This window comes from Mucilaginibacter sp. P2_A4 (assembly GCF_056405015.1).
The window spans coordinates 303307-325788 of the sequence record NZ_JBFUCX010000007.1 but is presented as its reverse complement, the minus strand read 5'-3'; the positions used below and the strand labels follow the sequence as shown (position 1 = coordinate 325788).

At 39.1% G+C, this 22482-nt stretch carries 19 protein-coding genes; 13 read left to right on the top strand and 6 right to left on the bottom strand.

All coding sequences use genetic code 11. From position 1 onward, the window contains the following. The 8 genes from AC1DYB_RS15500 to recN form a co-directional block, all read left to right on the top strand. A partial coding sequence (locus tag AC1DYB_RS15500) for a hypothetical protein (protein WP_477436234.1) occupies window positions 1–461 on the top strand: 461 nt, incomplete at its 5' end. A 723-nt stretch (window positions 462–1184) separates the two neighbouring features. Further along, window positions 1185–2111 (top strand): outer membrane protein assembly factor BamD, encoded by a 927-nt coding sequence (locus AC1DYB_RS15495; protein WP_295714933.1) that lies wholly within the window; start codon window positions 1185–1187, stop codon window positions 2109–2111. Between the two features lie 13 nt (window positions 2112–2124). Next, a complete protein-coding gene (locus AC1DYB_RS15490; protein WP_295714930.1) occupies window positions 2125–2457 on the top strand; it encodes a DNA-directed RNA polymerase subunit omega in 333 nt (110 codons plus the stop codon). A 114-nt stretch (window positions 2458–2571) separates the two neighbouring features. Then, complete coding sequence (gene coaBC / locus AC1DYB_RS15485) at window positions 2572–3774, top strand: bifunctional phosphopantothenoylcysteine decarboxylase/phosphopantothenate--cysteine ligase CoaBC (protein ID WP_477391970.1); 1203 nt, start codon at window positions 2572–2574, stop codon at window positions 3772–3774. Beyond that, window positions 3771–4664 carry a type IX secretion system protein PorD gene (gene porD / locus AC1DYB_RS15480; protein WP_477391969.1) on the top strand — a complete coding sequence of 298 codons (894 nt, stop codon included), beginning with the start codon at window positions 3771–3773 and terminating at the stop codon, window positions 4662–4664. Before coaBC ends, porD begins: the two co-directional genes overlap by 4 nt. 229 nt (window positions 4665–4893) lie before the next feature. Then, on the top strand, window positions 4894–5271 hold the full coding sequence (locus tag AC1DYB_RS15475) for a BlaI/MecI/CopY family transcriptional regulator (protein WP_295714924.1): 378 nt from the start codon (window positions 4894–4896) through the stop codon (window positions 5269–5271). Window positions 5272–5277: 6 nt separating this feature from the next. Continuing rightward, window positions 5278–7203, top strand: a complete 1926-nt coding sequence (locus tag AC1DYB_RS15470) for a M56 family metallopeptidase (RefSeq protein ID WP_477436232.1) — start codon at window positions 5278–5280, stop codon at window positions 7201–7203. Window positions 7204–7337: 134 nt separating this feature from the next. Beyond that, window positions 7338–9041, top strand: coding sequence for a DNA repair protein RecN (gene recN / locus AC1DYB_RS15465; RefSeq protein WP_477436230.1), 1704 nt, complete (start codon window positions 7338–7340; stop codon window positions 9039–9041). On the opposite strand, the gene AC1DYB_RS15460 is transcribed toward recN, so the two are convergent. Then, complete coding sequence (locus tag AC1DYB_RS15460; RefSeq protein ID WP_477436228.1) at window positions 9036–9812, bottom strand: hypothetical protein; 777 nt, start codon at window positions 9810–9812, stop codon at window positions 9036–9038. The two genes, recN and AC1DYB_RS15460, sit on opposite strands and share 6 nt — an antisense overlap. A 124-nt stretch (window positions 9813–9936) precedes the next feature. On the opposite strand from AC1DYB_RS15460, the gene AC1DYB_RS15455 reads away from it, so the two are divergent. Beyond that, window positions 9937–10749 (top strand): enoyl-ACP reductase FabI, encoded by an 813-nt coding sequence (locus tag AC1DYB_RS15455; RefSeq protein WP_295714915.1) that lies wholly within the window; start codon window positions 9937–9939, stop codon window positions 10747–10749. A gap of 65 nt (window positions 10750–10814) precedes the next feature. On the opposite strand, the gene AC1DYB_RS15450 is transcribed toward AC1DYB_RS15455, so the two are convergent. Beyond that, the gene (locus AC1DYB_RS15450; protein WP_477436225.1) at window positions 10815–11234 is read right to left on the bottom strand and encodes a hypothetical protein; all 420 of its coding nucleotides are present in this window, start codon (window positions 11232–11234) and stop codon (window positions 10815–10817) included. 81 nt (window positions 11235–11315) lie between these two features. Next, window positions 11316–11999, bottom strand: coding sequence for a GDSL-type esterase/lipase family protein (locus AC1DYB_RS15445; RefSeq protein ID WP_477436223.1), 684 nt, complete (start codon window positions 11997–11999; stop codon window positions 11316–11318). A gap of 123 nt (window positions 12000–12122) precedes the next feature. On the opposite strand from AC1DYB_RS15445, the gene AC1DYB_RS15440 reads away from it, so the two are divergent. Both AC1DYB_RS15440 and AC1DYB_RS15435 read left to right on the top strand, forming a co-directional pair. After that, the gene (locus AC1DYB_RS15440; protein WP_477436221.1) at window positions 12123–13250 is read left to right on the top strand and encodes a carboxypeptidase-like regulatory domain-containing protein; all 1128 of its coding nucleotides are present in this window, start codon (window positions 12123–12125) and stop codon (window positions 13248–13250) included. A gap of 23 nt (window positions 13251–13273) precedes the next feature. Then, window positions 13274–14368 carry a carboxypeptidase-like regulatory domain-containing protein gene (locus AC1DYB_RS15435; protein ID WP_477436219.1) on the top strand — a complete coding sequence of 365 codons (1095 nt, stop codon included), beginning with the start codon at window positions 13274–13276 and terminating at the stop codon, window positions 14366–14368. 69 nt (window positions 14369–14437) lie between these two features. Here the strand turns inward: AC1DYB_RS15435 and AC1DYB_RS15430 are convergent, their stop codons facing one another. After that, window positions 14438–16972 carry an ATP-dependent Clp protease ATP-binding subunit gene (locus AC1DYB_RS15430; RefSeq protein ID WP_295714901.1) on the bottom strand — a complete coding sequence of 845 codons (2535 nt, stop codon included), beginning with the start codon at window positions 16970–16972 and terminating at the stop codon, window positions 14438–14440. 535 nt (window positions 16973–17507) lie between these two features. On the opposite strand from AC1DYB_RS15430, the gene ettA reads away from it, so the two are divergent. Next, on the top strand, window positions 17508–19190 hold the full coding sequence (gene ettA, locus AC1DYB_RS15425) for an energy-dependent translational throttle protein EttA (protein ID WP_477391960.1): 1683 nt from the start codon (window positions 17508–17510) through the stop codon (window positions 19188–19190). A 57-nt stretch (window positions 19191–19247) separates the two neighbouring features. Here ettA and AC1DYB_RS15420 read toward each other — a convergent pair whose 3' ends face one another. After that, entirely contained in the window at window positions 19248–19952 is a 705-nt protein-coding gene (locus AC1DYB_RS15420) for a hypothetical protein (protein ID WP_477436217.1), read from the bottom strand. Then, on the bottom strand, window positions 19953–21122 hold the full coding sequence (locus AC1DYB_RS15415) for an AAA family ATPase (RefSeq protein ID WP_477436215.1): 1170 nt from the start codon (window positions 21120–21122) through the stop codon (window positions 19953–19955). Window positions 21123–21311: 189 nt separating this feature from the next. Here AC1DYB_RS15415 and AC1DYB_RS15410 point away from each other — a divergent pair, with 189 nt between their 5' ends. Next, the gene (locus AC1DYB_RS15410) at window positions 21312–22379 is read left to right on the top strand and encodes a branched-chain amino acid aminotransferase (protein ID WP_295714895.1); all 1068 of its coding nucleotides are present in this window, start codon (window positions 21312–21314) and stop codon (window positions 22377–22379) included. Window positions 22380–22482 lie beyond the last annotated feature (103 nt).

The window sequence follows — 22482 nt, the reverse complement described above, 5'->3', positions numbered from 1 at the left end:
GTTCACTGACCCTATTATTAATAATAGAATCTGTATATAATTATATCTTTATACAGTATCTCTCTTCTTTTTGTTATCATAACTCCTCTGCTCCTGCTTTCGGCTTTACGCCTTCCGCTTTTCGCTTTAGTGTTACTCTACATGATTTTCTATTTCTTAAAAGAACTTTCTCGCTTCATCATCCGAATCCGCTATATGTTTTGGAGGTTTTAACACCTCTTAACTTTTCATTTTTATTGACTAAAATCGCTTTAGCTTTTTTTACTTCTTTTCCTCTTTCAAGGACCCTTCCGTTTGGGTCTGCAAAGGTAGAAACCTTTTCCGCTTTTCCAAAACCTTTTTCGCTTTTATTTTTTCAAGCGTTTTTTCAGTTTTCAATCCCCCTTTTCCTTCTCTCTCTTCTTCCTCAGCGGCGGGGTGCAAAAGTAGCAAACTTTTTGACTTTCCGAAAATTTATCTGATCTTTTTTTGAAGCTATCTTCTTCTCGCTTTCCCTCTTCCTGCTTCAAAAACCCTCTTCTTAACCTTTCTAAGAACAATCCCCGCTTCCTCGTTTGCGGGCTGCAAAGGTACGCCGATTTTACACTTACGCAAGCTGTTTTTAACAATTAATTAACCTATAAGCTTAACTCCTTAGCAATCAATCGTAAAAACTTTAGCAATGGCTCTTCAACGGGAATTATGCGGGGAAACGGGGGATATTATTCACCCGATAGCGCTATTCATGCCTTATATATGGTAAACTCCCTTCCGTTATATCCTGGTCTCTCTTTTTCAGTACATATATATTATATATACACCGTAATTGCGTTAGGGGTAGCAGCGGATACCGGCCCGAGCCTAATGCCTTGTGACGTATGAGCGGATGACCCGGCCGCAGGCAACGCCCAGATTGAGACGAATCCCTTATATCCCCTGATCACTGAGCATTATCAAACGATGGATGTTCTTAAAAAATCTGCGACTTAGTATCCTTTCCCGAATTCTTCTACTATATTTAAACGAATACTATATTAATAGCACCAATTAAAAAACCAGGCGAAGGATTTGATTGACTAACTAAACACCAATAGTTAAAAGATGTTAAATACATATACTATATATATAAGGAGCACAAAACCCGTTATATATTAGCAGCTAAATAAATAATTGACTGATTTACATTAATCACCTATCTTTGCAAAATGTTTAAAAAACAACTAACGTTATTCACCTGTGTTTTAGCCCTGTTAATTATTACACTGGGAAGTTGTAAAAGCAAATACGAGAAGTTAAGAGCGAGTAACGATTACGCCAAAAAATACCAGGAAGCCATTAAGTACTATAATAAACAGGAGTATGAAAAAGCGCTGGGTTTATTTGATGTACTGGTTGAACGCTATCGCGGACGTAGCGCTGCCGAAGACTTGTTTTATTACTATGCCTTCACCAACTATAAGTTAAAAGATTACACATCTGCAAGATTTCACTTTAAAACGTTTGCCGATACCTACCCATCGAGCCCGAGAGCAGAGGAATGTCGCTTCTTTTCGGCTTATTGCTATTATCTTGATTCGCCCACATTTTCGCTTGATCAGGAAAACACTTTAAAGGCTATCGAAACGTTACAGTTGTTCATTAACCTTTATCCTAAGAGTGACCGGGTTACTGAAGCAAGTAAGTTAATACAGAACCTGCGCGATAAATTGGAAATGAAAGCCTATGAAAACGCTAAATTATATTTAACCATCAGCGATTATCAATCGGCAGTTATTGCCTTTAATAATGTACTTAGAGATTATCCGGATACTAAATACGGCGAGGAAATTGAATTTTTGATCATAAAATCGCAATACAAGTACGCCGATCATAGCTTTGAAACTAAACAAGTAGAACGTTTTGACCAAACTATAACTTATGCCCAACAGTTTAACGATAAATTTCCGGCGAGTAAATACGGTAATGAAGTTAAAGGGTTAATTAAAGATAGCCAGGCTGGCATTGTAGAGGCTAAACGTGTAGAAGCCGAAATATTGACCAATACCAAACTGGCTAAAAAACTGGCTGCAAAAGATACGCTCAGAACACAGCCGCCATCAGAAAAGAATCAGAATCAGAAAATACCATATTAAAAAAATTAGAGATATGACAGCAAATAACACCAACAAACCAGCAGTAGCAAGCAGCACTGTAACCCGCGATTTACGCGAGCTGGACGTTAAAACAAACAACATATATGAGTCGCTTGTGATCATGTCAAAAAGAGCAAACCAGATATCAAACAATATAAAAGAAGAGTTACACCAGAAACTTTCTGAGTTTGCGTCATCAAACGACAACCTGGAAGAGGTTTTTGAAAACCGTGAGCAAATTGAGATCTCTAAATACTATGAAAAACTACCAAAACCATCATTGGTAGCTGTTCAGGAATTTTTAGATGACAAGGTTTATTACCGTAACCCATCTAAAGAAGCTTAAGCCCCCCGACCCCTTAAAGGGAAGCGCAGGTTAAAGAATTAAAAACTCCCATATGGGAGTTTTTTTGTTTATTTTTAAATTTTATAATCATTCCCCCACAGGGGGTAGGGGCTTATGCTTGAAGGTAAAAACATCATTTTGGGAGTCTGCGGCAGTATAGCTGCCTATAAATCGGCATTACTGGTAAGATTATTGGTTAAGGCCGGGGCCAATGTACAAGTACTGATGACGCCCGATGCTACCAGTTTTATTACTCCTTTAACACTTTCCACGCTCTCAAAAAAGCCGGCCCTGGTTGATTATTATAAAACAGAAACCGGCGAGTGGAATAACCATGTTGAGCTGGGCCTTTGGGCAGATATGCTGATCATAGCACCGGCAACTGCTAATACACTGGCTAAAATGGCCAATGGCTTTTGTGATAATTTGCTGACGGCCGTTTACTTATCGGCTAAATGCCCGGTGTATTTTGCACCTGCTATGGATCTGGATATGTGGCTTCACCCTGCAACCCGCCAAAACGTTAGCAGGCTTCAATCATTTGGTAACACCTTGATAGCGCCTGGTAATGGCGAATTGGCCAGCGGTCTTTATGGCGAAGGCAGATTGGCGGAGCCAGAAGAAATCGTCGATTTCTTATCATCTATCCTTAAAAAAAAGCTCGTTTTAGCCGATCATAAGGTAATAGTTACTGCCGGCCCAACTTATGAAGCTATTGATCCGGTACGCTTTATTGGCAATCACTCATCCGGTAAAATGGGTTTTGCTATCGCGGATGAGCTGGCCAGGATGGGCGCCGATGTTATACTCATCAGCGGCCCTACTGCTCAGGTAAGCGGTCAGCAATCGGTAAAACGAATTGATGTTACCTCGGCTGCTGAAATGCTTGATGCCTGTTTAGCTCATTATAAAGATGTTAAAGCTTGTGTTATGAGTGCTGCCGTTGCAGATTATACCCCGGTAACTATCGCGCAGCAAAAAATAAAGAAAAAAGATGCCAGTTTTGCTATTGAACTAAAAACTACTACCGATATATTAAAGACACTGGGCGAACAGAAGGCAAAAGGGCAGATCCTGGTTGGTTTTGCATTGGAAACCAACGACGAGGAAGCGAACGCCATAACCAAGCTGCAAAAGAAGAATCTTGATTTTATTGTGCTAAATTCGTTAAACGATGCAGGCGCCGGTTTTAAAAAGGATACCAACAAAATAACCATTATTGACCGCGATCTGCATAAAACAGCATTTGAATTAAAAAGTAAAGATGCTGTAGCCCATGATATTTGCCTTAAAGTTGCCCAACTGATAAACCAATGAAAACCATACTCCTTTACGCACTTTTAGTTTTGTTTGGTTTCCGCGCTGCTGCGCAGGATTTGAACGCGCGCGTACAAGTGGTTTCACCAAAAATACAGGTAACTAACAAGCGGATCTTTCAAACTTTGGAAACTGCTATGAAAGATTTTTTGAACGGCCGCAAATGGAGTGCCGACCAAATACTACCCCAGGAACGTATAGACTGCAATTTTGTATTGAACATTACCAACTGGGATGGCGGCAGCGTTTTTAGTGCAGAATTGCAGGTACAATCATCCAGGCCAATATTCGGTTCATCATATAGCTCAACTTTACTCAACATTAACGATAGGGATGTCGATTTTACTTATAACGAAGGCCAAACGATTGATTTTAGCGATCAGAATTTTCAGGGTAACCTAAGTTCGGTAATGGCATTTTACGCTTACATTATTGTAGGCATGGATTATGACACTTTTTCGCACGATGGTGGTACCCCCTATTTTGCCAGTGCCCAAACAGTGGTTACCAATGCGCAAACCGGTTCATACAAAGGTTGGAAAGCTTTTGACGGCAATATTAACCGCTATTGGCTGGCGGAGAATTTGAATAATAAGCTTTATGCCCCACTACGTGATTTTATGTATGATTATCACCGCAACGGGCTTGATATTATGGCTGATAACGCTAATAAGGGCCGTAAATTTATCACTACGCTTTTACCAAACCTACAGCAGATAGACCGGCAGCGTGTTGGCTCTATGTTCCCGCTTATATTTTATACAGCCAAAAGCGACGAGTTGGTTTTACTTTATGGCAAGGCTGATTCGCAGGAGCGCCTGCAAGCCATGAATTTATTAATGAAGACAGATCCGGCAAACGGAACTAAATACCAGGTTTTGCAGAAATAAAGACCGCTACCTTCTTAAAGGGAACTTTTAATTTTCATATTTTTTGTTTGAATCAGCATTTACTGAAATTAAGAGAAAGTATGGCTATCAAACCGACATCCTGTTAATTTCAAAACTTTCCTTCCCACACCCCTTACATTTCTCCCATTCTAAAAAATATTTTAACAATTATTTGCAAATACGAAATCCATCGTAGATATTTGTACGAAGAAATTCGTATAACAATAAAATGGATATAAAACCAACAGAAAGCGAGCTTGAAATTTTGCAGGTAATATGGCGAATGGGCCAGTGTACTGTACGCGATGTGCATGAGGAATTGGCTAAAACCAAAGACGCCGGCTATACCACTACGCTTAAACTGATGCAGATAATGAGTGATAAGGGTTTGGTTGAGCGCGATACTACCTCAAAAACACATTTATACAAAGCATTGTTTAGCCAGGAGCAAGCTCAAAGCAACGCTTTGGATAAAATACTGTCTACTGTATTTAAAGGTTCTACATCCGATTTAGTGATACAGGCGCTTGGGCAGCACCGTGCATCAAGCGATGAGATAGATGCCATTAAGAGTTTTCTTAACCAGTTTGATCAGCATAAAAAATAAAACGTTATGGAAAGTGTATTCTATAATATAAGCCAGGTTTTGGGTATCACCATTATCCATTCTTTATGGCAGGGTTTATTGGTTTGGTTTGCATTGCGTTTATTATTTGCCTGCGCGCCAAGCTTATCATCAATAAAAAAGCATAATGCTGCTATGGTAGCTATGCTTGCAATAAGTGTATGGTTTGTTTACACTTTTGTAACCCAGATACAGGCACATGTATGGATAGATTTCTCTGCAGCCAGCTCCCCGGCCTTATTACCACATTTCACTTTCCCTTTATCTACTATAACACACAGCGTTTCGCCATCATATTATAATTACGTTATTGAAGGTTACCTGCCTTATATCTCCACTATTTATTTTATTGGTCTCGCCTTTAACATATTGAGGATGGGGATCAACTGGCAAAAGCTGAACCATATTAAAGGAACCATGATACCTTCCGACAGCCTGCAGGAGTATGTTGATTCGCTTTGCCAACAACTTCTTATTGACAGGTATGTAAGTGTGAACATCAGTCGCCTTGTTGATGTGCCCTGCATGATTGGCTTTTTTAGTCCCATTATACTTTTACCAATTTCATTAACTACCTATTTATCAACCGAAGAGGTAAAAGCCATTTTATTGCATGAATTATCGCACATAAAACGCAATGACTACCTGCTTAACATGGTACAACAGTTTATAAGCATATTGCTTTTCTTTAATCCCTTTGCCCAATTAATTAACAGAATAATAAACCAGGAACGCGAAAACCGGTGCGACGACCTGGTAGTACAAACAACTGCCCAGCCCTTAGTGTATGCGCATGCACTATTAAAGCTGGAGCAAAAAAGGCAGGGAAACCTGCAACTGGCCCTTGCCGCCACCGGAAAAAAGTATCATTTATTAACCAGAATTGAACGTATCATGAACACAAAGAAACCCATAGGCAACATTCGTCACCTTTTAGTGGCTGTTGCAATAATAGCGGCAAGCATTAGTAGTATTGCGTGGCTTAATCCTACCATAGCTAATGGTAAAATATCAATAAAAAAAGTGAAGGTAACCTATCCGGCTGTATTGAAACAATTACTTGCAGATACTACCCGTAAAAAAGCTGTTAAAGCGAAAAAAGTTGTATCCGCAAAAACAGCTTTACGAAACAAGCGCACTGCAGAAGAAAGATATAACAGCTTTAACGACGCCGAATTGAACAAGCTAACTGCCGAGGTTGATAAATATGCCGAACAAATAGGCAAATACTACGATAGCCCTGAGTTTAAAAGTCAGCAAAAACTGATGGAAGAAAAGGCTGAAGCTATGGAGAAATTTTATAATAGCGCCGAAATAAAAAAAATGCAGGAAGACCAGGAAAAGATAGCCGCAGACTTTCAAAAAAACTGGGGCGAAACCGGCGAGACCAGCAAACTGGGTGAGCAAATGGGTAAAATGGGCGAAAAAATTGGGGCATATTACAACAGCCCGGACTTTAAGCGAATGAATGAAGAGCTCAGAAAAAAATATGGTATTAAAGGCAATTACCATGATGATAGCAAGGATGAGAATTACAAAAAATACCAGGACGAATTGCAAAGTAAAATTTCGCCCGAGGTAAAAGAGCAAGCTGAGTTGCTGAAAAAGATGGGCGAAGAAATGCGCAGTCATTTTGACTCACCGGAGTTTCGTAAAAAAAGCGACGAACTGCGGATGATGAGCGATAGCTTAAGAAAAGCATACCATAACCCCGCAATGGAAGAGCAAAAACAGGAGATGAGAAGGATGGGCGAAAAAATGCGGGCTTACCAGGATAATGCTCAAATTAAACAAGCAAAAGCACGGTTGCAGGAAGCCAGTAAAAAACTAAGGGAATATACCAATAGCCCGGAATTCAAAAAACGGATGGCTGATGCAAAGAAACAGGCGGATCTTGCACTTGAAGAAAACTAAAGAAGGGAAACGGGTTTTTATTTATATCATAACACCTCTTAAAACTAAATAAATTAGCAACATTTCATTAAATTTTAGTTTAAAGCATCTTAATTCTTAATTTAGTATCCTTAATAAAATAAGGATACTTTTTTATGCTTCAAAAGCTAACTATTAATAACTACGCGCTGATTGATAACCTGGAGATAAGTTTTGGCGAAGGCCTTAACATTCTTACAGGCGAAACAGGAGCAGGTAAATCGATCATATTGGGCGCATTGTCGCTCATTTTGGGTCAGCGTGCCGAGAGTCGCTATTTTTTTAATCAGCAAAAAAAATGTGTAATTGAAGGATCGTTTAAAATAAGCGGATTTCATTTAAGTTCATTTTTTGAAGAAAATGATCTTGATTATGAAACCGAAACCGTTTTACGCAGGGAGATATCTGCCGATGGAAAATCCCGGGCCTTTGTGAACGATACGCCGGTTAATCTTACTGCACTTAAACAATTGGGCGAAAAGCTGATCGATATCCACTCGCAACATGCCACGCTGGAGATCAATGATCCCGAATTTCAGTTACTGGTGGTTGATTCGGTTGCCAAACATGATGAACTGCTGAATGATTACCGAAACAAATACCACGCATTTAAAAAAGATACCGGCAAGCTTAACCAATTAATAGCCGAAAGCGATAAAGCCAAAGCCGACCTGGATTACTACCAGTTTCAGTTTGATGAACTGGACAAGGTTAGCATCAGCGCCGATGAACAGGAGCCATTGGAGAAGGAGCTTTACGCGCTAAATAATGCCGAAGAAATTAAACGCAACTTGTATGGCGCTTATTACCTGATACAGGAAAGTGAAATAGCGGCCCTTTCACAACTGCGTGAAGCCGGGCAACATTTAGGATCGATTGAAAAGTTTGAGTCGCAGATTGAAGAATTGCACCAACGCTTAAACAGCGCCATCATCGAACTAAAAGATATAGCCACCGAGGTTGAACTGATAGAGCAAAAAACGCATACGAACGAGGCCCGGGTTGAAGAAATTAATACCCGCCTAAGTCTCATATATAACCTTCAAAAGAAACACCGGGTAAACAGTAATGCCGAACTTTTACAGATCCAGGACGATCTATCGGGTAAAATACAGCAGGCATTGTTTAGCGATGAGGCTATTGAAAAACTCCAAAAACAGTTGGCTTCCGATAAAGCCGAATTGGAAAAACTGGCTGCCAAGCTAACGGCCAACAGGTTAAAAGCTATCCCCGCTATTGAAAAACAAGTGATTATTACGCTTGCCGAAATGGGGATGAACAATTCGACGTTGAAAATTGAACAAGCCCCCCTACCCCCTAAAGGGGGAGTTATAGAAGCAGGTGGAAAATCTTTGATAACATTAAATGAAAATGGAACTGATCATATCCGCTTCCTTTTCTCTGCAAATAAAGGCCATTCATTGGCCGAGATGAGTAAAGTAGCATCGGGTGGTGAACTTTCAAGACTGATGCTGAGCATAAAATCAATTATTGCAAAACACACCGCCCTGCCTACCATTATTTTTGATGAGATAGATACGGGAGTATCGGGCGAGGTTGCCAATAAAGTTGGCCAGATCATGGAACGCCTGGCAGATAACCTACAGGTAATCACTATTACGCATTTACCACAAATGGCCAGCAAAGGCAAAAACCATTACTTTGTTTATAAGGATGATAGCTCGACAACAACCTATACCCGCATCAAAAAACTGGATAACCATGAGCGTGTTTTGGAAATTGCCAAAATGCTAAGTGGTGATAAACCGGGTGAAAGCGCATTGCAAAATGCAAGGGAATTGCTGGGAAAAGAGCTATAATAATTTAGTTAGAAACTCCCCTTTCAATTTATTCTTATATAAATTATCAATATAAATCATTACTTTTTCTGCAAATCGAATAGGGTCATTTTCAATAATATCTTTACCAATAGCTATCAAATTTAAAACTCCCAAGTTATCTTCAGTAATACGAATAATAATCAATTCATTGGAGCTGGTATTGGGCACTTTTAAAGCTTCCTCTTTCAAAACTAATAAGGCTGTAAAATATTCAGGAGCTTGGGCTCCAAATGCCAATTGTTTAAATTGATTATTATACGGCTTTTTATCAATCATTTTTAGAAATTGATGATAGTATTCATTAAATAACCTAACATTCTCTTTTGTTAATGGAGAGAATATCCCTTTATTTAAATTTAAATCTTCACTCTTTTTAACCAAATCACTCCCCTTCGGAGCCTGATCCAGATTGGTATTAGTTAACTCTATCTGTATAGGTTCAAATTTTTGTGATCCTTCAATTGTTTTAAGAAATGACTCATTATCTCCATAGTCACTTGGTGAATACAACTTACCATGGTGTTTCATAACTAAAAAGACGAACGCAAATAAAATGATTAAAGGAAAAGCTATAATAAACCAGATTAAAGGAAGCCGCTCGTCCTCAGTTTTTAAATTAGATATACTTGTTCCTAAAACCAAACAGGCAAATCCATAAATTAGTGAAATGAATAATGCAATAATTCCCAAAGGATTTTTAGTCATACCTTTTGCATTACCCATAAAATTACCAATTAAGTTCTCGGCCATAAAGTTTAGTATGAATATTACAGCTTAAAGTAAAGCATTATTCTTAAAACTTTTACGATAAACAACTAATTATGCAGATAATCAATTAATATATAACTTTACGAACTTTACAAAAACTCAAAACATGGCTTATAATTTATTAAAGGGCAAAAAAGGAATCATATTTGGTGCCCTCAATGAGCAATCCATCGCCTGGAAAGTAGCGCAGCGCGCTGTACAGGAAGGTGCCGAAATTGTATTATCAAACGCGCCAATTGCATTACGCATGGGCGAACTCAATAAACTGGCAGAAGAGTGTAATGCTCCTGTCATCGGTGCCGATGTTACCAGCAATGATGATATCAATAACCTGTTCATCAAAACACAAGAGCATTTTGGCGGTGGTGTCGATTTCATTTTGCACTCCATAGGCATGAGCATCAACGTACGTAAAAGTGTTCCTTATCCAGAAAACAATTACGATTTTACCCACAAAGGCTTTGATATTTCGGCATTGAGCTTACACCGCATTTTACAGGCGGCCATGAAACACGATGCCATCAATGAATGGGGATCGGTGTTGGCATTAAGCTATATAGCAGCACAACGTTATTTCCCAGGTTATAATGACATGTCTGACAATAAAGCTGTACTGGAAAGTATTGCCCGTAACTTTGGTTACGAATACGGTATTAAAAAACATGTACGCGTTAATACTATATCTCAATCGCCAACCCGTACTACTGCAGGTTCGGGCGTTAAAGGCTTTGATGGTTTTATAGACTTTGCCGAAAAAATGAGCCCACTGGGTAATGCTGATGCAGACCAATGCGCTGACTATTGTGTATCTATGTTTAGCGACCTCACTAAAATGGTTACCATGCAAAATCTTTTCCACGATGGTGGCTTCTCCTTTACTGGCGTAACACAAGCTGTTATTGACCAGATGGGGAAATAAAAATACTAACCCAAAAAAAATGCGCTCTCATAAGATGGAGCGCATTTTTTTTGAGTCTTTTAAAATTACTGGCCCGAATCTACCAGAACCACCTTAACCTTAATATCGTCAGCAGGCGCAGTAGCTAATTTAGTACCATTAACACCCTGGGCATATAAAACAATTCTTCCAACACTGGTAGTATAACTGTAAGATATACCAGCATAAGCTTCAGGAATAGCTTCATAAGTAGTGCCATTATTGTAAGAGATATACACTAATACTCCGCCATTTTCCTGGGCGTATGTATCAAGCTCGGGTAAATCGCCATCCTTACCAAGTTCAGATGTGTAGGATACATTATCATCGGTGGATAACTTCCATCCGGTTGTACCTTTCACTGTATAAATTGCAGTTACATTGGCAGAAGGGGTAATGTATTTTTTAGTACATGAGGTTGCCGCTATTAATACAGTGCAGCAAATTAAAGTCAAGATTTTTTTCATAATGTTTCGATTGTATATATTGTAAGAACAATATAATTAAAAAAGGTTTAACGCTTTTTGATTTAATTTATTTCAAAAGTATTACTTGCTTATTGATATATATGGTTCCAATTGCTTTTTCCATAAGTAGTACCCATATGGAGTTAGGTGGATGCCATCAATGGTGGCCAGAGCGTTCAACCGGCCGTCCTGAATAAAATAGTTGTACATATCAATATAGCTAAGTTGATTAAGCAGGCAATAAGCCGTCACTTTACTATTATAAGCTTTAATTTTTGCATTAAACTTATTACTTAATGTAGGTAAAACAGATTGTACGTATAGCTTAGTTGCCGGCGAGCTTTTTTTGACAAGGGTACACATGGCAACAAAGTCATTATACATCAGGCTGCTATCCCTCCCATCCCTGATATCATTAATACCTGCCTCTAAAAATATCCTGGGCGGTTTCCTTTTAATTATCCTTTCCAGGTTAGTCAAAATATCCTTGTTTTCGGCACCGCCAAAACCCATATTTTTTAAATGAACATTGTTAAAACTACTCCTCAACGCAAATCCTTCGGTTAAACTGGTGCCAATAAATATGATCTCCTGGTTATCGCTTTTAGTGCTAAATAGCACCTGCCATTTTTGCTGTTCAAATTGATGCTGGCGCCGGTAGGCAAATAAAATCTTTCTGTCGATAAAGTAGCCAACGGTTATAATATTCAGTGCAATTGAAATAACGAAAACCCATTTATAGATCAACTTTTTATTAACAGTCATATAAAATTATATCTGCTGATATTTAATCAACGAGGCCTAAATATACAATACTTAAAGGTTGCCGGTTTGGGATAAATCAGAAAAACATTTTTCTATAACTAAATTTTTAGTTTATTTGTATCTATGCGGAAACTACTTCATTTACTGCTATTCATCGTGCCCAACATTTGCCTGGCGCAGGTAACAATCACCGGTAAAGTAATTAACAGCAATGATAAAAACCCTGTAGCAAATGCCAGCGTGTTTTTAAACAACGCCATCGTTGGAGACAAAACCGCTGATGACGGCGCATTTACGCTCCGCAACGTAAAGCCGGGCCAGTACACCCTTATAGTAACCATTGTTGGTTATGAAACTTATAGCCTCAGCCTGATGGCGGGGACTAAGGATGTCGCCTTACTCGAAATTTCGCTTACACCTAAAACTATCATGCTACAGGAGGTGAGCATTAAGCCCGATCCCAATCGCCTCAGAAATTATAATGATTTTAAAAGATTATTTTTAGGTACGTCAGCAAATGCCCAGTTATGTAAAATTTTAAACCCGGATGTAGTTTATGTTGATTTTGATACTAAAACCGGGATACTTTCGGCCTCAAGCGGCGATGATTTTATAGAGGTAGAGAATAAGGCATTAGGCTATCTTATTAAATACAAACTCACCAAATTCAGTTATGAGCCTAAAGGAGTTTTTTATTACGAGGGCATTTCGGTTTTTGAAGAACTAAAAGGTGGCAGCGCACGAAAACGCAAATGGGAAAAACAGCGAACTACAGCCTACCTGGGTTCTCCGATGCATTTTTTAAGATCGGTTATTGCCGATCAAATAATCAAGGATGGCTTTCAGGTTTTAAGATTAATACGAAAACCCAATCCCGATTATCAGGAAGGAAAAATGGGAAACAACAACTATAAATACATTCAATCATTATATACAAAGCCACCCTTAACGGCAAGCGACTTTGCCAAACGCACCGATCAAACCGACCTGTTTGCTCTGGGATTTAGTGATTGCCTTTATATAATTTATACAAAAAAACGCGAAGAAACAGATCTGTCAGTTTATCATCCCTTAGATATTCCTAATCACCCGGTTACTATACTTTCATTTGATGAACCCTATGCTTTTTTTGACAGGAATGGCATTATAGTTAACCCGCACAGTGTTATTTTTGAAGGCGACTGGGCTAAAAACTGCATGGCCGAGCTGCTGCCGGTAGATTATGAGCCCGAAAAAGCCAATGAAAAATAGTTGATTTATTTTTAGCTTTATCCATGCTAAAACCTTTACTCTTATTGCTCTTGTTGATTCCAGTGGTATGCTTTTCTCAATTAAAAATTACAGGGCGAGTTATAGACAAAAGGTACAAAAACCCGGTAGTAAACGCCAGAGTATTTTTAACAAAGGATACCACAAAGTATAAAACTGATAATTACGGGGTATTTACCATTCCCAACGTAAAACCAGGGGAATATACACTCGTTGTAACGTCGACAGATTATGAAACCTATGCTAATACATGGCTTGTTTATGATAATAGTATCACTATTCCCGATATAAGTTTATTACGTTTAGATGAATTGGATCTTGTTAACGACAAGTACAATACTAACCGGGAGCGTGATATAAATATTTTTAAAGCTTTTTTTATAGGGGAGTCTACCAATGCAAAAAAGTGCAAAATCCTGAACCCGGATGCTATTTTTGTAAAATACAATAGCATATTAAAGGCACTCATAGCATTTTCCGATGAATATATTAACGTCGAAAACCGGGCGCTGGGTTATTTGATCAAATATAAATTAGGCACATTCCACTACCTTTCCAATGGATTGGTTTATTTTGAAGGAACACCACAGTTTGAAGAGTTAACCGGCAGCGAATCGGAAAAAAAGAGATGGAAAAAGCAGCGCCTTATCACATATCAAGGTTCGTCAATGCATTTCCTACGATCTGCAATTACAAATCAACTTGAGGAGGAGGGCTTTAAAGTTTCACGATTAATTAGAAAGCCGGATACTGACTACTATAAGTTAACTAATCAGCAATCTATTAAATCAATTTATAAAGGTGAATCCTTACCGGTGGATAGCTTTATAAACCATACCAACAAAAAGGGCGTATTTGCAATGAAATTTAACGACTGCCTTTATATAATTTACACAAAAAAAGTTCAGTCGCCTAACATTAATAAAATTGGCTTCACGGCAAAATTGCCCAATTATGCCACTACGATAATTACTTTTAATGAGCCATATGCTCTCTTCGGTATCGAGGGTATAATTACAAATCCTCAAAGCATTTCGTTCGAAGGCGACTGGAGCGAAAGTGGTATAGCAAACCTTCTCCCACCAGATTATCAGCCTTAAAAACTCCCACCTAACAAAAAACCCCATCTGCCTAAGCAAACGGGGTTGTATTTTTAAATAAGCTTTAACTTATTTTTGTTCTTCTTCTGTTGGGGTTTTGCTTTCCCCTTTTTGGTCAATGATCGTGATCTGACTGGTTTCTTTGTCAAAATCAACTTTCATAATATCACCGTCGCTCAATTCACCTTTCAGGATTTCTTCAGCGATAGGATCTTCCAGGTATTTCTGGATAGCACGTTTTAACGGACGTGCACCAAATTGAGAATCGTAACCTTTATCGGCAATAAACTCTTTAGCGGCTTCTGTAAGTTCAATTTTGTAACCTAAAGCATTAACACGGCTAAACAAGTAAGCTAATTCAATATCGATGATTTTGAATATTTCATCCTTGCCTAATGAGTTAAATACAATAACATCATCAATACGGTTCAAAAACTCAGGAGCAAAAGCGCGTTTTAAAGCATTTTCGATAACACCTCTTGAATGCGTATCGGCCTGTAAATTTTTAGCATTAGTGCTGAAACCTACACCCTGACCAAAATCTTTCAGTTGGCGTGCGCCAATATTAGATGTCATGATGATGATCGTATTCCTGAAATCAACCTTGCGGCCTAATGAATCAGTTAACTGGCCTTCATCCAATACCTGTAACAATATGTTAAACACATCCGGGTGAGCTTTTTCAATCTCATCCAATAATATTACTGCATATGGTTTACGACGTACCTTTTCGGTTAATTGTCCACCTTCTTCATAACCCACATAGCCCGGAGGCGCTCCTACTAAACGTGACACCGCGAATTTCTCCATGTACTCGCTCATATCAATTTGTATCAGCGCGTCTTCGGTATCAAACATAAAGCGGGCAAGTTCTTTTGCAAGCTCAGTTTTACCAACACCTGTTGGGCCTAAGAAAATAAATGAACCAATTGGTTTTTTAGGATCTTTTAAGCCTGCACGTGTGCGTTGTATAGCACGGGTTAATTTTTTGATCGCCTCATCCTGGCCAATAATCTTGCTGGCAACAGTATCGCTCATGTGCAATAGCTTTTGGCTATCGGCCTGGCCTACCCTTTGTACAGGAATACCAGTCATCATAGATACTACTTCGGCAACATTATCTTCAGTTACGGTATAACGTTTTGATTTTGTTTCGGCTTCCCAAACAGCTTTAGCCTGGTCAAGCTCGGCAATCAAATTCTTTTCGGTATCACGCAATTGTGCAGCTTCTTCGTATTTCTGGCTGCGAACAACTTTGTTTTTTTCGATCTTGATCTGCTCTATCTTTTGCTCGATATCCAATATATTTTGTGGTACATGGATATTGGTTAAGTGAACACGTGAGCCTGATTCATCCAAAGCATCAATCGCCTTATCCGGTAAAAACCTATCGGTAATATAACGGGTAGTTAAGTTAACGCAGGCATTAATAGCTTCGGGCGTATAAGTTACACCATGGTGCTCTTCGTATTTTTCTTTGATCCTGTTCAGTATTTCGATAGTTTCATCAGGCGTAGCTGGCTCAACCATTACCTTTTGAAACCGACGGTCCAAAGCACCATCTTTTTCAATATACTGACGGTATTCATCTAACGTAGTTGCGCCGATGCATTGTATTTCGCCCCTTGCCAAAGCAGGTTTAAACATATTTGATGCATCAAGCGAGCCTGAAGCCCCACCTGCACCTACAATAGTATGGATCTCATCAATAAATAAAATTACATCAGGGGATTTTTCCAGTTCATTCATCACCGCTTTCATCCTTTCTTCAAACTGACCGCGGTATTTTGTACCGGCAACCAATGAAGCCAGGTCAAGCGTTACCACGCGTTTGTTGAACAATACACGCGATACCTTGCGCTGAACAATACGTAATGCCAATCCTTCAGCTATAGCTGATTTACCAACACCCGGCTCACCTATTAATATAGGGTTGTTCTTTTTACGGCGCGAAAGGATCTGTGATACCCTTTCAATTTCCTTTTCACGACCAACAATCGGGTCAAGTTTTCCATCCTCGGCGGCGCGGGTTAAATCGCGGCCAAAGTTGTCCAACACCGGTGTTTTTGATTTAATGTCTGATACCTTTTTAGGCTGACTAAATGACTCTTCTTCTTTAAAGTCATCATCGCCACCTGTTGGTGATCCTGGCATTTCGTCAGTTACATCGTTTTTATGTGATTCAACTTCACCTTTAAACACCTCGTAGTTTACGTTAAACTGTACCAATATTTGCGATGCGATATTATCCTCATCGCGCAATATAGATAGCAGCAGGTGCTCGGTTCCAATTACATCACTTTTAAATATTTTGGCTTCCAGATAAGTTATTTTTAATACTTTCTCGGCTTGCTTAGTTAGTGGAATACTGCCAATATGTACATTTGTTCCAATGGTACCTTTAACAGCATCTTCAACGGCACGCCGAAGTTTTGCAGTATCAACATTCAAACCTTTCAGCAATTTAATTGCTACGCCGTCTCCATCCCGGATAAGGCCCAGTAAAAGATGCTCCGTTCCTATATAGTCGTGCCCAAGGCGCAATGCCTCTTCTCTGCTGTATTGAATGACATCTTTAACCCTCGGCGAAAATTTAGCTTCCATATATACCTTTCAATTATTATGAACGTCCTAATCTATAAATTTTGTTTTCAATCACGACGCATGACTTAACATTTATCAACAATATTGCCAACATTTAACACTTTGCAGAAACAGACATTCATATGATACGCAAGCTATTAAAGTTTGGGTTCAATCAGCAATTTTTGACAAAAAATTCAACGATCAATGAATTCTTTTACAATATACGAATGAAACTTACCATTTTGATACAAAAAATTCAAAATAGTTTAAACATCGTGTTAATAAATTATAATCACCATAACAAAACAGGCATTTCGTCATACCATATGTCATTAAGGCATTAACCTAATGTTTATTCAATGTTTACTTATATGTACGTAAAACGCATCAAAACAGTTGCCACTTTGCTATGTTAAACGAAATTAAATACTTACAAGTATGTATTGATTAGCGAGTATTTATAAAAGGTAGTAATTTTTTTTTCTGACACTGCTTTTTTTAGGTAATCCATCAATTTTGACTCATATTTGAATTCTTTTTTTAATCAATTATAATGGCAGACGAAAAGATCATTTTTTCAATGGCAGGGGTTAGCAAAGTTTATCCCCCGCAAAAAACAGTTTTAAAAAACATTTATCTATCGTTTTTTTATGGTGCCAAAATTGGCGTTATCGGCTTAAACGGATCGGGTAAATCATCTTTATTAAAAATTATAGCAGGCATTGATAAAACCAATATAGGCGAGGTTGTTTTTTCGCCGGGTTATACCGTTGGCTACCTGAGCCAGGAGCCAGAGCTTGATCCCAACAAAACCGTGCGCGAAATTGTGGAAGAAGGCGTTGCCGAAACCACAGCATTATTGAAGGAATACGAAGAGATCAACGAGAAATTTGGCCTTGAAGAATATTACGGCGATGCTGACAAAATGGACAAGCTGATGAACCGCCAGGGCGAACTACAGGACCAGATAGATGCTGTAAACGCCTGGGAACTGGATACCAAGCTGGAACGCGCCATGGATGCACTGCGCTGCCCCGAGCCTGATACCAAAATTTCGGTACTATCGGGAGGTGAACGTCGCCGGGTGGCATTATGTCGCTTATTATTAAAGGAGCCTGATGTTTTGCTATTGGATGAGCCTACTAACCACCTTGATGCCGAATCTATTGATTGGCTGGAACAACATTTACAACAATATAAAGGCACCGTTATAGCCGTAACACACGATAGGTATTTCCTGGATAACGTTGCCGGGTGGATCCTGGAACTTGATCGTGGAGAAGGTATCCCATGGAAGGGAAATTATTCCTCATGGTTAGATCAAAAAGCCAAACGCCTGGCCCAGGAAGATAAGAGCGAAAGCAAACGTCAGAAAACGCTGGAGCGCGAGCTGGAATGGGTGCGCATGGGACCAAAAGGCCGCCACGCTAAATCAAAAGCCCGTTTAGGCAATTACGAGAAATTGGCATCCGAGGAAACCAAGGAGCGCGAAGACAAACTTGAATTGTTTATCCCGCCGGGACCGCGTTTGGGTAATATCGTCATTGAAGCCAACGGCGTAAGTAAATCTTACGGCGATAAATTATTGTTCGATAACTTAAGCTTCTCTTTACCCCCTGCCGGTATCGTCGGAATTATCGGCCCCAACGGTGCGGGCAAAACCACACTGTTCCGTTTAATTACCGGGCAGGACCAGCCGGATGCAGGTACTTTCCGCGTAGGCGAAACCGTTGCTTTAGGCTATGTTGACCAGATGCATGATGACCTTGACCCTAACAAATCTGTTTGGGAAAACGTAACCGGCGGACTGGAAACTATTATGGTAGGCAACAAGCCCCTTAACTCAAGGGCGTACGTATCCAAGTTCAACTTTAACGGCGCCGATCAGCAGAAAAAAGTGGGTGTACTATCGGGCGGTGAGCGTAACCGTGTTCACCTATCCATTACCCTTAAAAAAGGATCGAATGTGTTGCTACTGGATGAGCCAACCAATGATATCGACGTAAATACTTTACGTGCTTTGGAAGAAGCCCTGGAAAACTTTGGCGGCTGCGCCGTAGTCATCAGCCACGACCGCTGGTTCCTTGACCGCATCTGTACCCACATCCTGGCATTTGAAGGTAACTCACAGGTTTACTTCTTTGAAGGAAACTATTCTGATTACGAAGAAAACAAAAAGAAACGTTTAGGTGACGTAGCGCCTAAGCGGATCAAGTATAAGAAGTTGACGGTGTAAGGGCCCTCTAAAAGGGAGGCTTTTTTGAAAGCCAGGTTTACCAAGTAAATCTGGCTTTTATTCTTCCTCTAATTTAAAGGCTTCTAAAGATTCACAAAACAATTTTAAACTTTCGTTTTTAGCCATACAAACTGCGAGTTTTTTCCTTTTTCTGAAAGAAGCACTTAAAAAGCCATATTTATTAAAAGAATCAGCTTTCAATATTGTCTTTTTCTCTTTATCCGACAACTGCTTATTTAATTCAAACTGAAGCTTTGCTTTAGGATCTGGGTAAGCTGAAGTATCGTTTTTTGAGTTGTCGTATATAGTTAACACCCAGGCATCAATTTCTTCAACGGCTACTGCATAAGCAATTTTTTCCTGACGGGCATTTTCAAGCCATTCGCTTATTTTGGCAATCACATTAACTCTAAGCTCGCTACAATATTCTTTAGCATCTGTTTCCTTATTTTTAACCGGCTCTGTTACATTATAATCAGCTAAATGCCTTTCGGCAGTATCGATCTGTATTACAATGAATGAATCCTGAATAACAGGATTTTCAAAGAAAGTGTTAATCAATACTCTGTCTTCGCAAATTTTTTTTACAACAGTCCAGCTGCTGTGTTGCTCCACACGCATAGTGTGCAAATCTGTTTCGTCTTCATTATATTCGGGAAGTTCATATCGTAAATCAGATCTATCGATATTTAGTGCTCCTTTTAAAATATTTGTAATGACCGCCAAATCAGCCCTGCCTTCAGCATAGATACCCACAATCATTTAAAAAATATTTGAAGGTAAAGCACCTAAATAACCGCGCATCCAAAGTTCAGAAAGTTTTAGCTTTTCATTATTAGCATTAGGTTTCAGTTTGATACGCTCAACTTTTGTATGCCCTTCATCAGTTCTTTTTACTACGAAGAGACGCTGTTCGTCGTCGTTTAAATTCAAGCCGTCAATTACAGCTGGGTTATGTGTGGTAATTAAAACCTGTTTATTGTTTTTTTTAGAAAGCTCTACTATGCTTTTTACTACTTGCCTGCACAGTAAAGGATTTAAGGCTGTTTCGACGTTATCTATTGCGAAAAAAGATGGGGTTCTTTCACTAATAAAAAGTGCTAAATAGAATAACACATGTAAAGCGCCCTCATTTGCATTCTCGGCCGCAAACATGTTATTTTTCTTTTGCATGTACTTGTCAGTAAAATACAAATCAGATGTGCTACGGCCCAACTTATACCCTTTATATTTTAAGGTATCTCCCAAGTCTACGTGAATATCTTTAAGCCAGGAAATAAAATTCAATTCTTTTAGTTCGTTAATTTGATACTCGTCGAAACTTGAAAGTAGTACGTCCAAGCCTTCTCCATTTATTCCTAAGGGCTGTTTTTTACTATCATTGCTTATACCTCTGAGTGCATTAGTGTTGACATTGTATATTAGGAAATGGGAGTTATCAAGGCGTTTTTCGGTTTGTTTAAAAGCGTCCAATAACTCGGGTGTCAGTTGGAAATTATCGTCAGGACTACTTAAACTTTTAATGTTCTTATCTCCGTTTTGCGTAATTATCCCCATTAACAACAAATGGAGGTCATTTTCATTTAAGTAATTTACTTTTTTCCATTTAGCATAAATGTCATCAGGTGCATCACATCCAAAGGTAGAATCAAGAATAATGTTTCCATCGTAAAGATCAATCGTTATTTCCCTCCTGTTAGTTAATCCTAAAAATGAATTGAATGTAAGTGAAGGCTTGGTAACCCTTACTCCCCGGTTTATTAGTCCTTCAGTGGTTAATTCATTACCATTTGAAGCCGATGCCATTGCAACAGCCTCTAAAATATTGGATTTACCGGAGCCGTTCTCGCCAATAAAGATATTAACACGGCCTAACTCTATATCCTGTTTGTAGATTGATTTAAAATTACTTATCGAAATTTTATTTATCATTTACGTTTTACTTATTTCTTATTACAAACATACAATAATTCAGAAATTGATTTTTTTCGATTTTGTGTCAATTTAACTATATCATCAACACTTCATCTGCGTATTTTACCCCTTACAGTCAATTCCTTATCTCAACTGAATAAAAAATTTCCTAACTTTCCATTTTCTAATACATAATACATTAAGGCCATGACAGAGACGCTGGATATCAAGATCACCAAGACCACTCATTCCCGTTTAGCAGAAACGGATTTTGACAACTTACCTTTCGGAAAAACATTTTCTGACCATATGTTTATGGCAGACTATGCTGATGGTGAATGGAAAAACCTACAGGTCATTCCCTACGGCGAGATTGGATTGAGCCCGGCAATTTCTGCCTTACATTACGGCCAGGCTTTTTTTGAAGGTTTAAAAGCTTACAAACATGCTGATGGAAAAGTAACGATTTTCCGCCCCGACAAAAACGCCATCCGTTTTAACAAATCGGCAGAAAGGCTTTGTATGCCTGCCCTGCCCGAAGAAATATTTTTACAAAGTATGGCAGCTGTGGTTGATATCGACCGCGAATGGGTGCCATCAAAAGCCAACCACGCTTTATACATCCGCCCTTTTATGTTTGCTACCGACCCGTTCCTGGGTGTAACACCATCGGCAACCTATAAATACATGGTACTTGCTGGCCCGGTAGGACCATACTTTTCAAAAACACTCCGTGTAAAAATTGAAACATATTACACCCGCGCTGCCGAAGGTGGTATGGGTTACGCAAAAGCAGCCGGTAACTACGGCAGTTCGATGTTACCCGCCCGTAAAGCAGCCGAAGAAGGTTTTGATCAGTTGATATGGACCGATGCCAAAGAACATAAATATGTGGAAGAAATGGGCGCAGCAAATGCGATGTTCATGCTGGATGGCAAACTAATAACTGCCGAAACTAAAGATACCATACTGGATGGCGTAACCCGCAATACCGTTATTACCTTAGCCAAAGAGTGGGGTATAACTGTTGAGGAACGCAAAGTTTCTGTTGCCGAAATTATTGAAGGTGCCAAAAATGGCAAACTTACCGATGCCTTTGGTGCAGGTACTGCCGCAACCATAGCTTCGGTAGGGTCAATAAGTGTTGATGGCGAAGAGTATTTTTTAAGCGATCCAAAAACACGTGAATTCTCCCAAAAAGTATTATCAACCCTTGATGCTGTAAAATATGGCAGAGAAGCTGATACTCATGGCTGGAATTACCTGGTAGGTTAATCAAACATTATTATAAAATAGGAAAGGTGCTCAAATGGGCACCTTTCTTGTTTTATCTAAATTACAAATCGTCTGCCCCCCTCGAGTCTTAGACGGCTTCAGA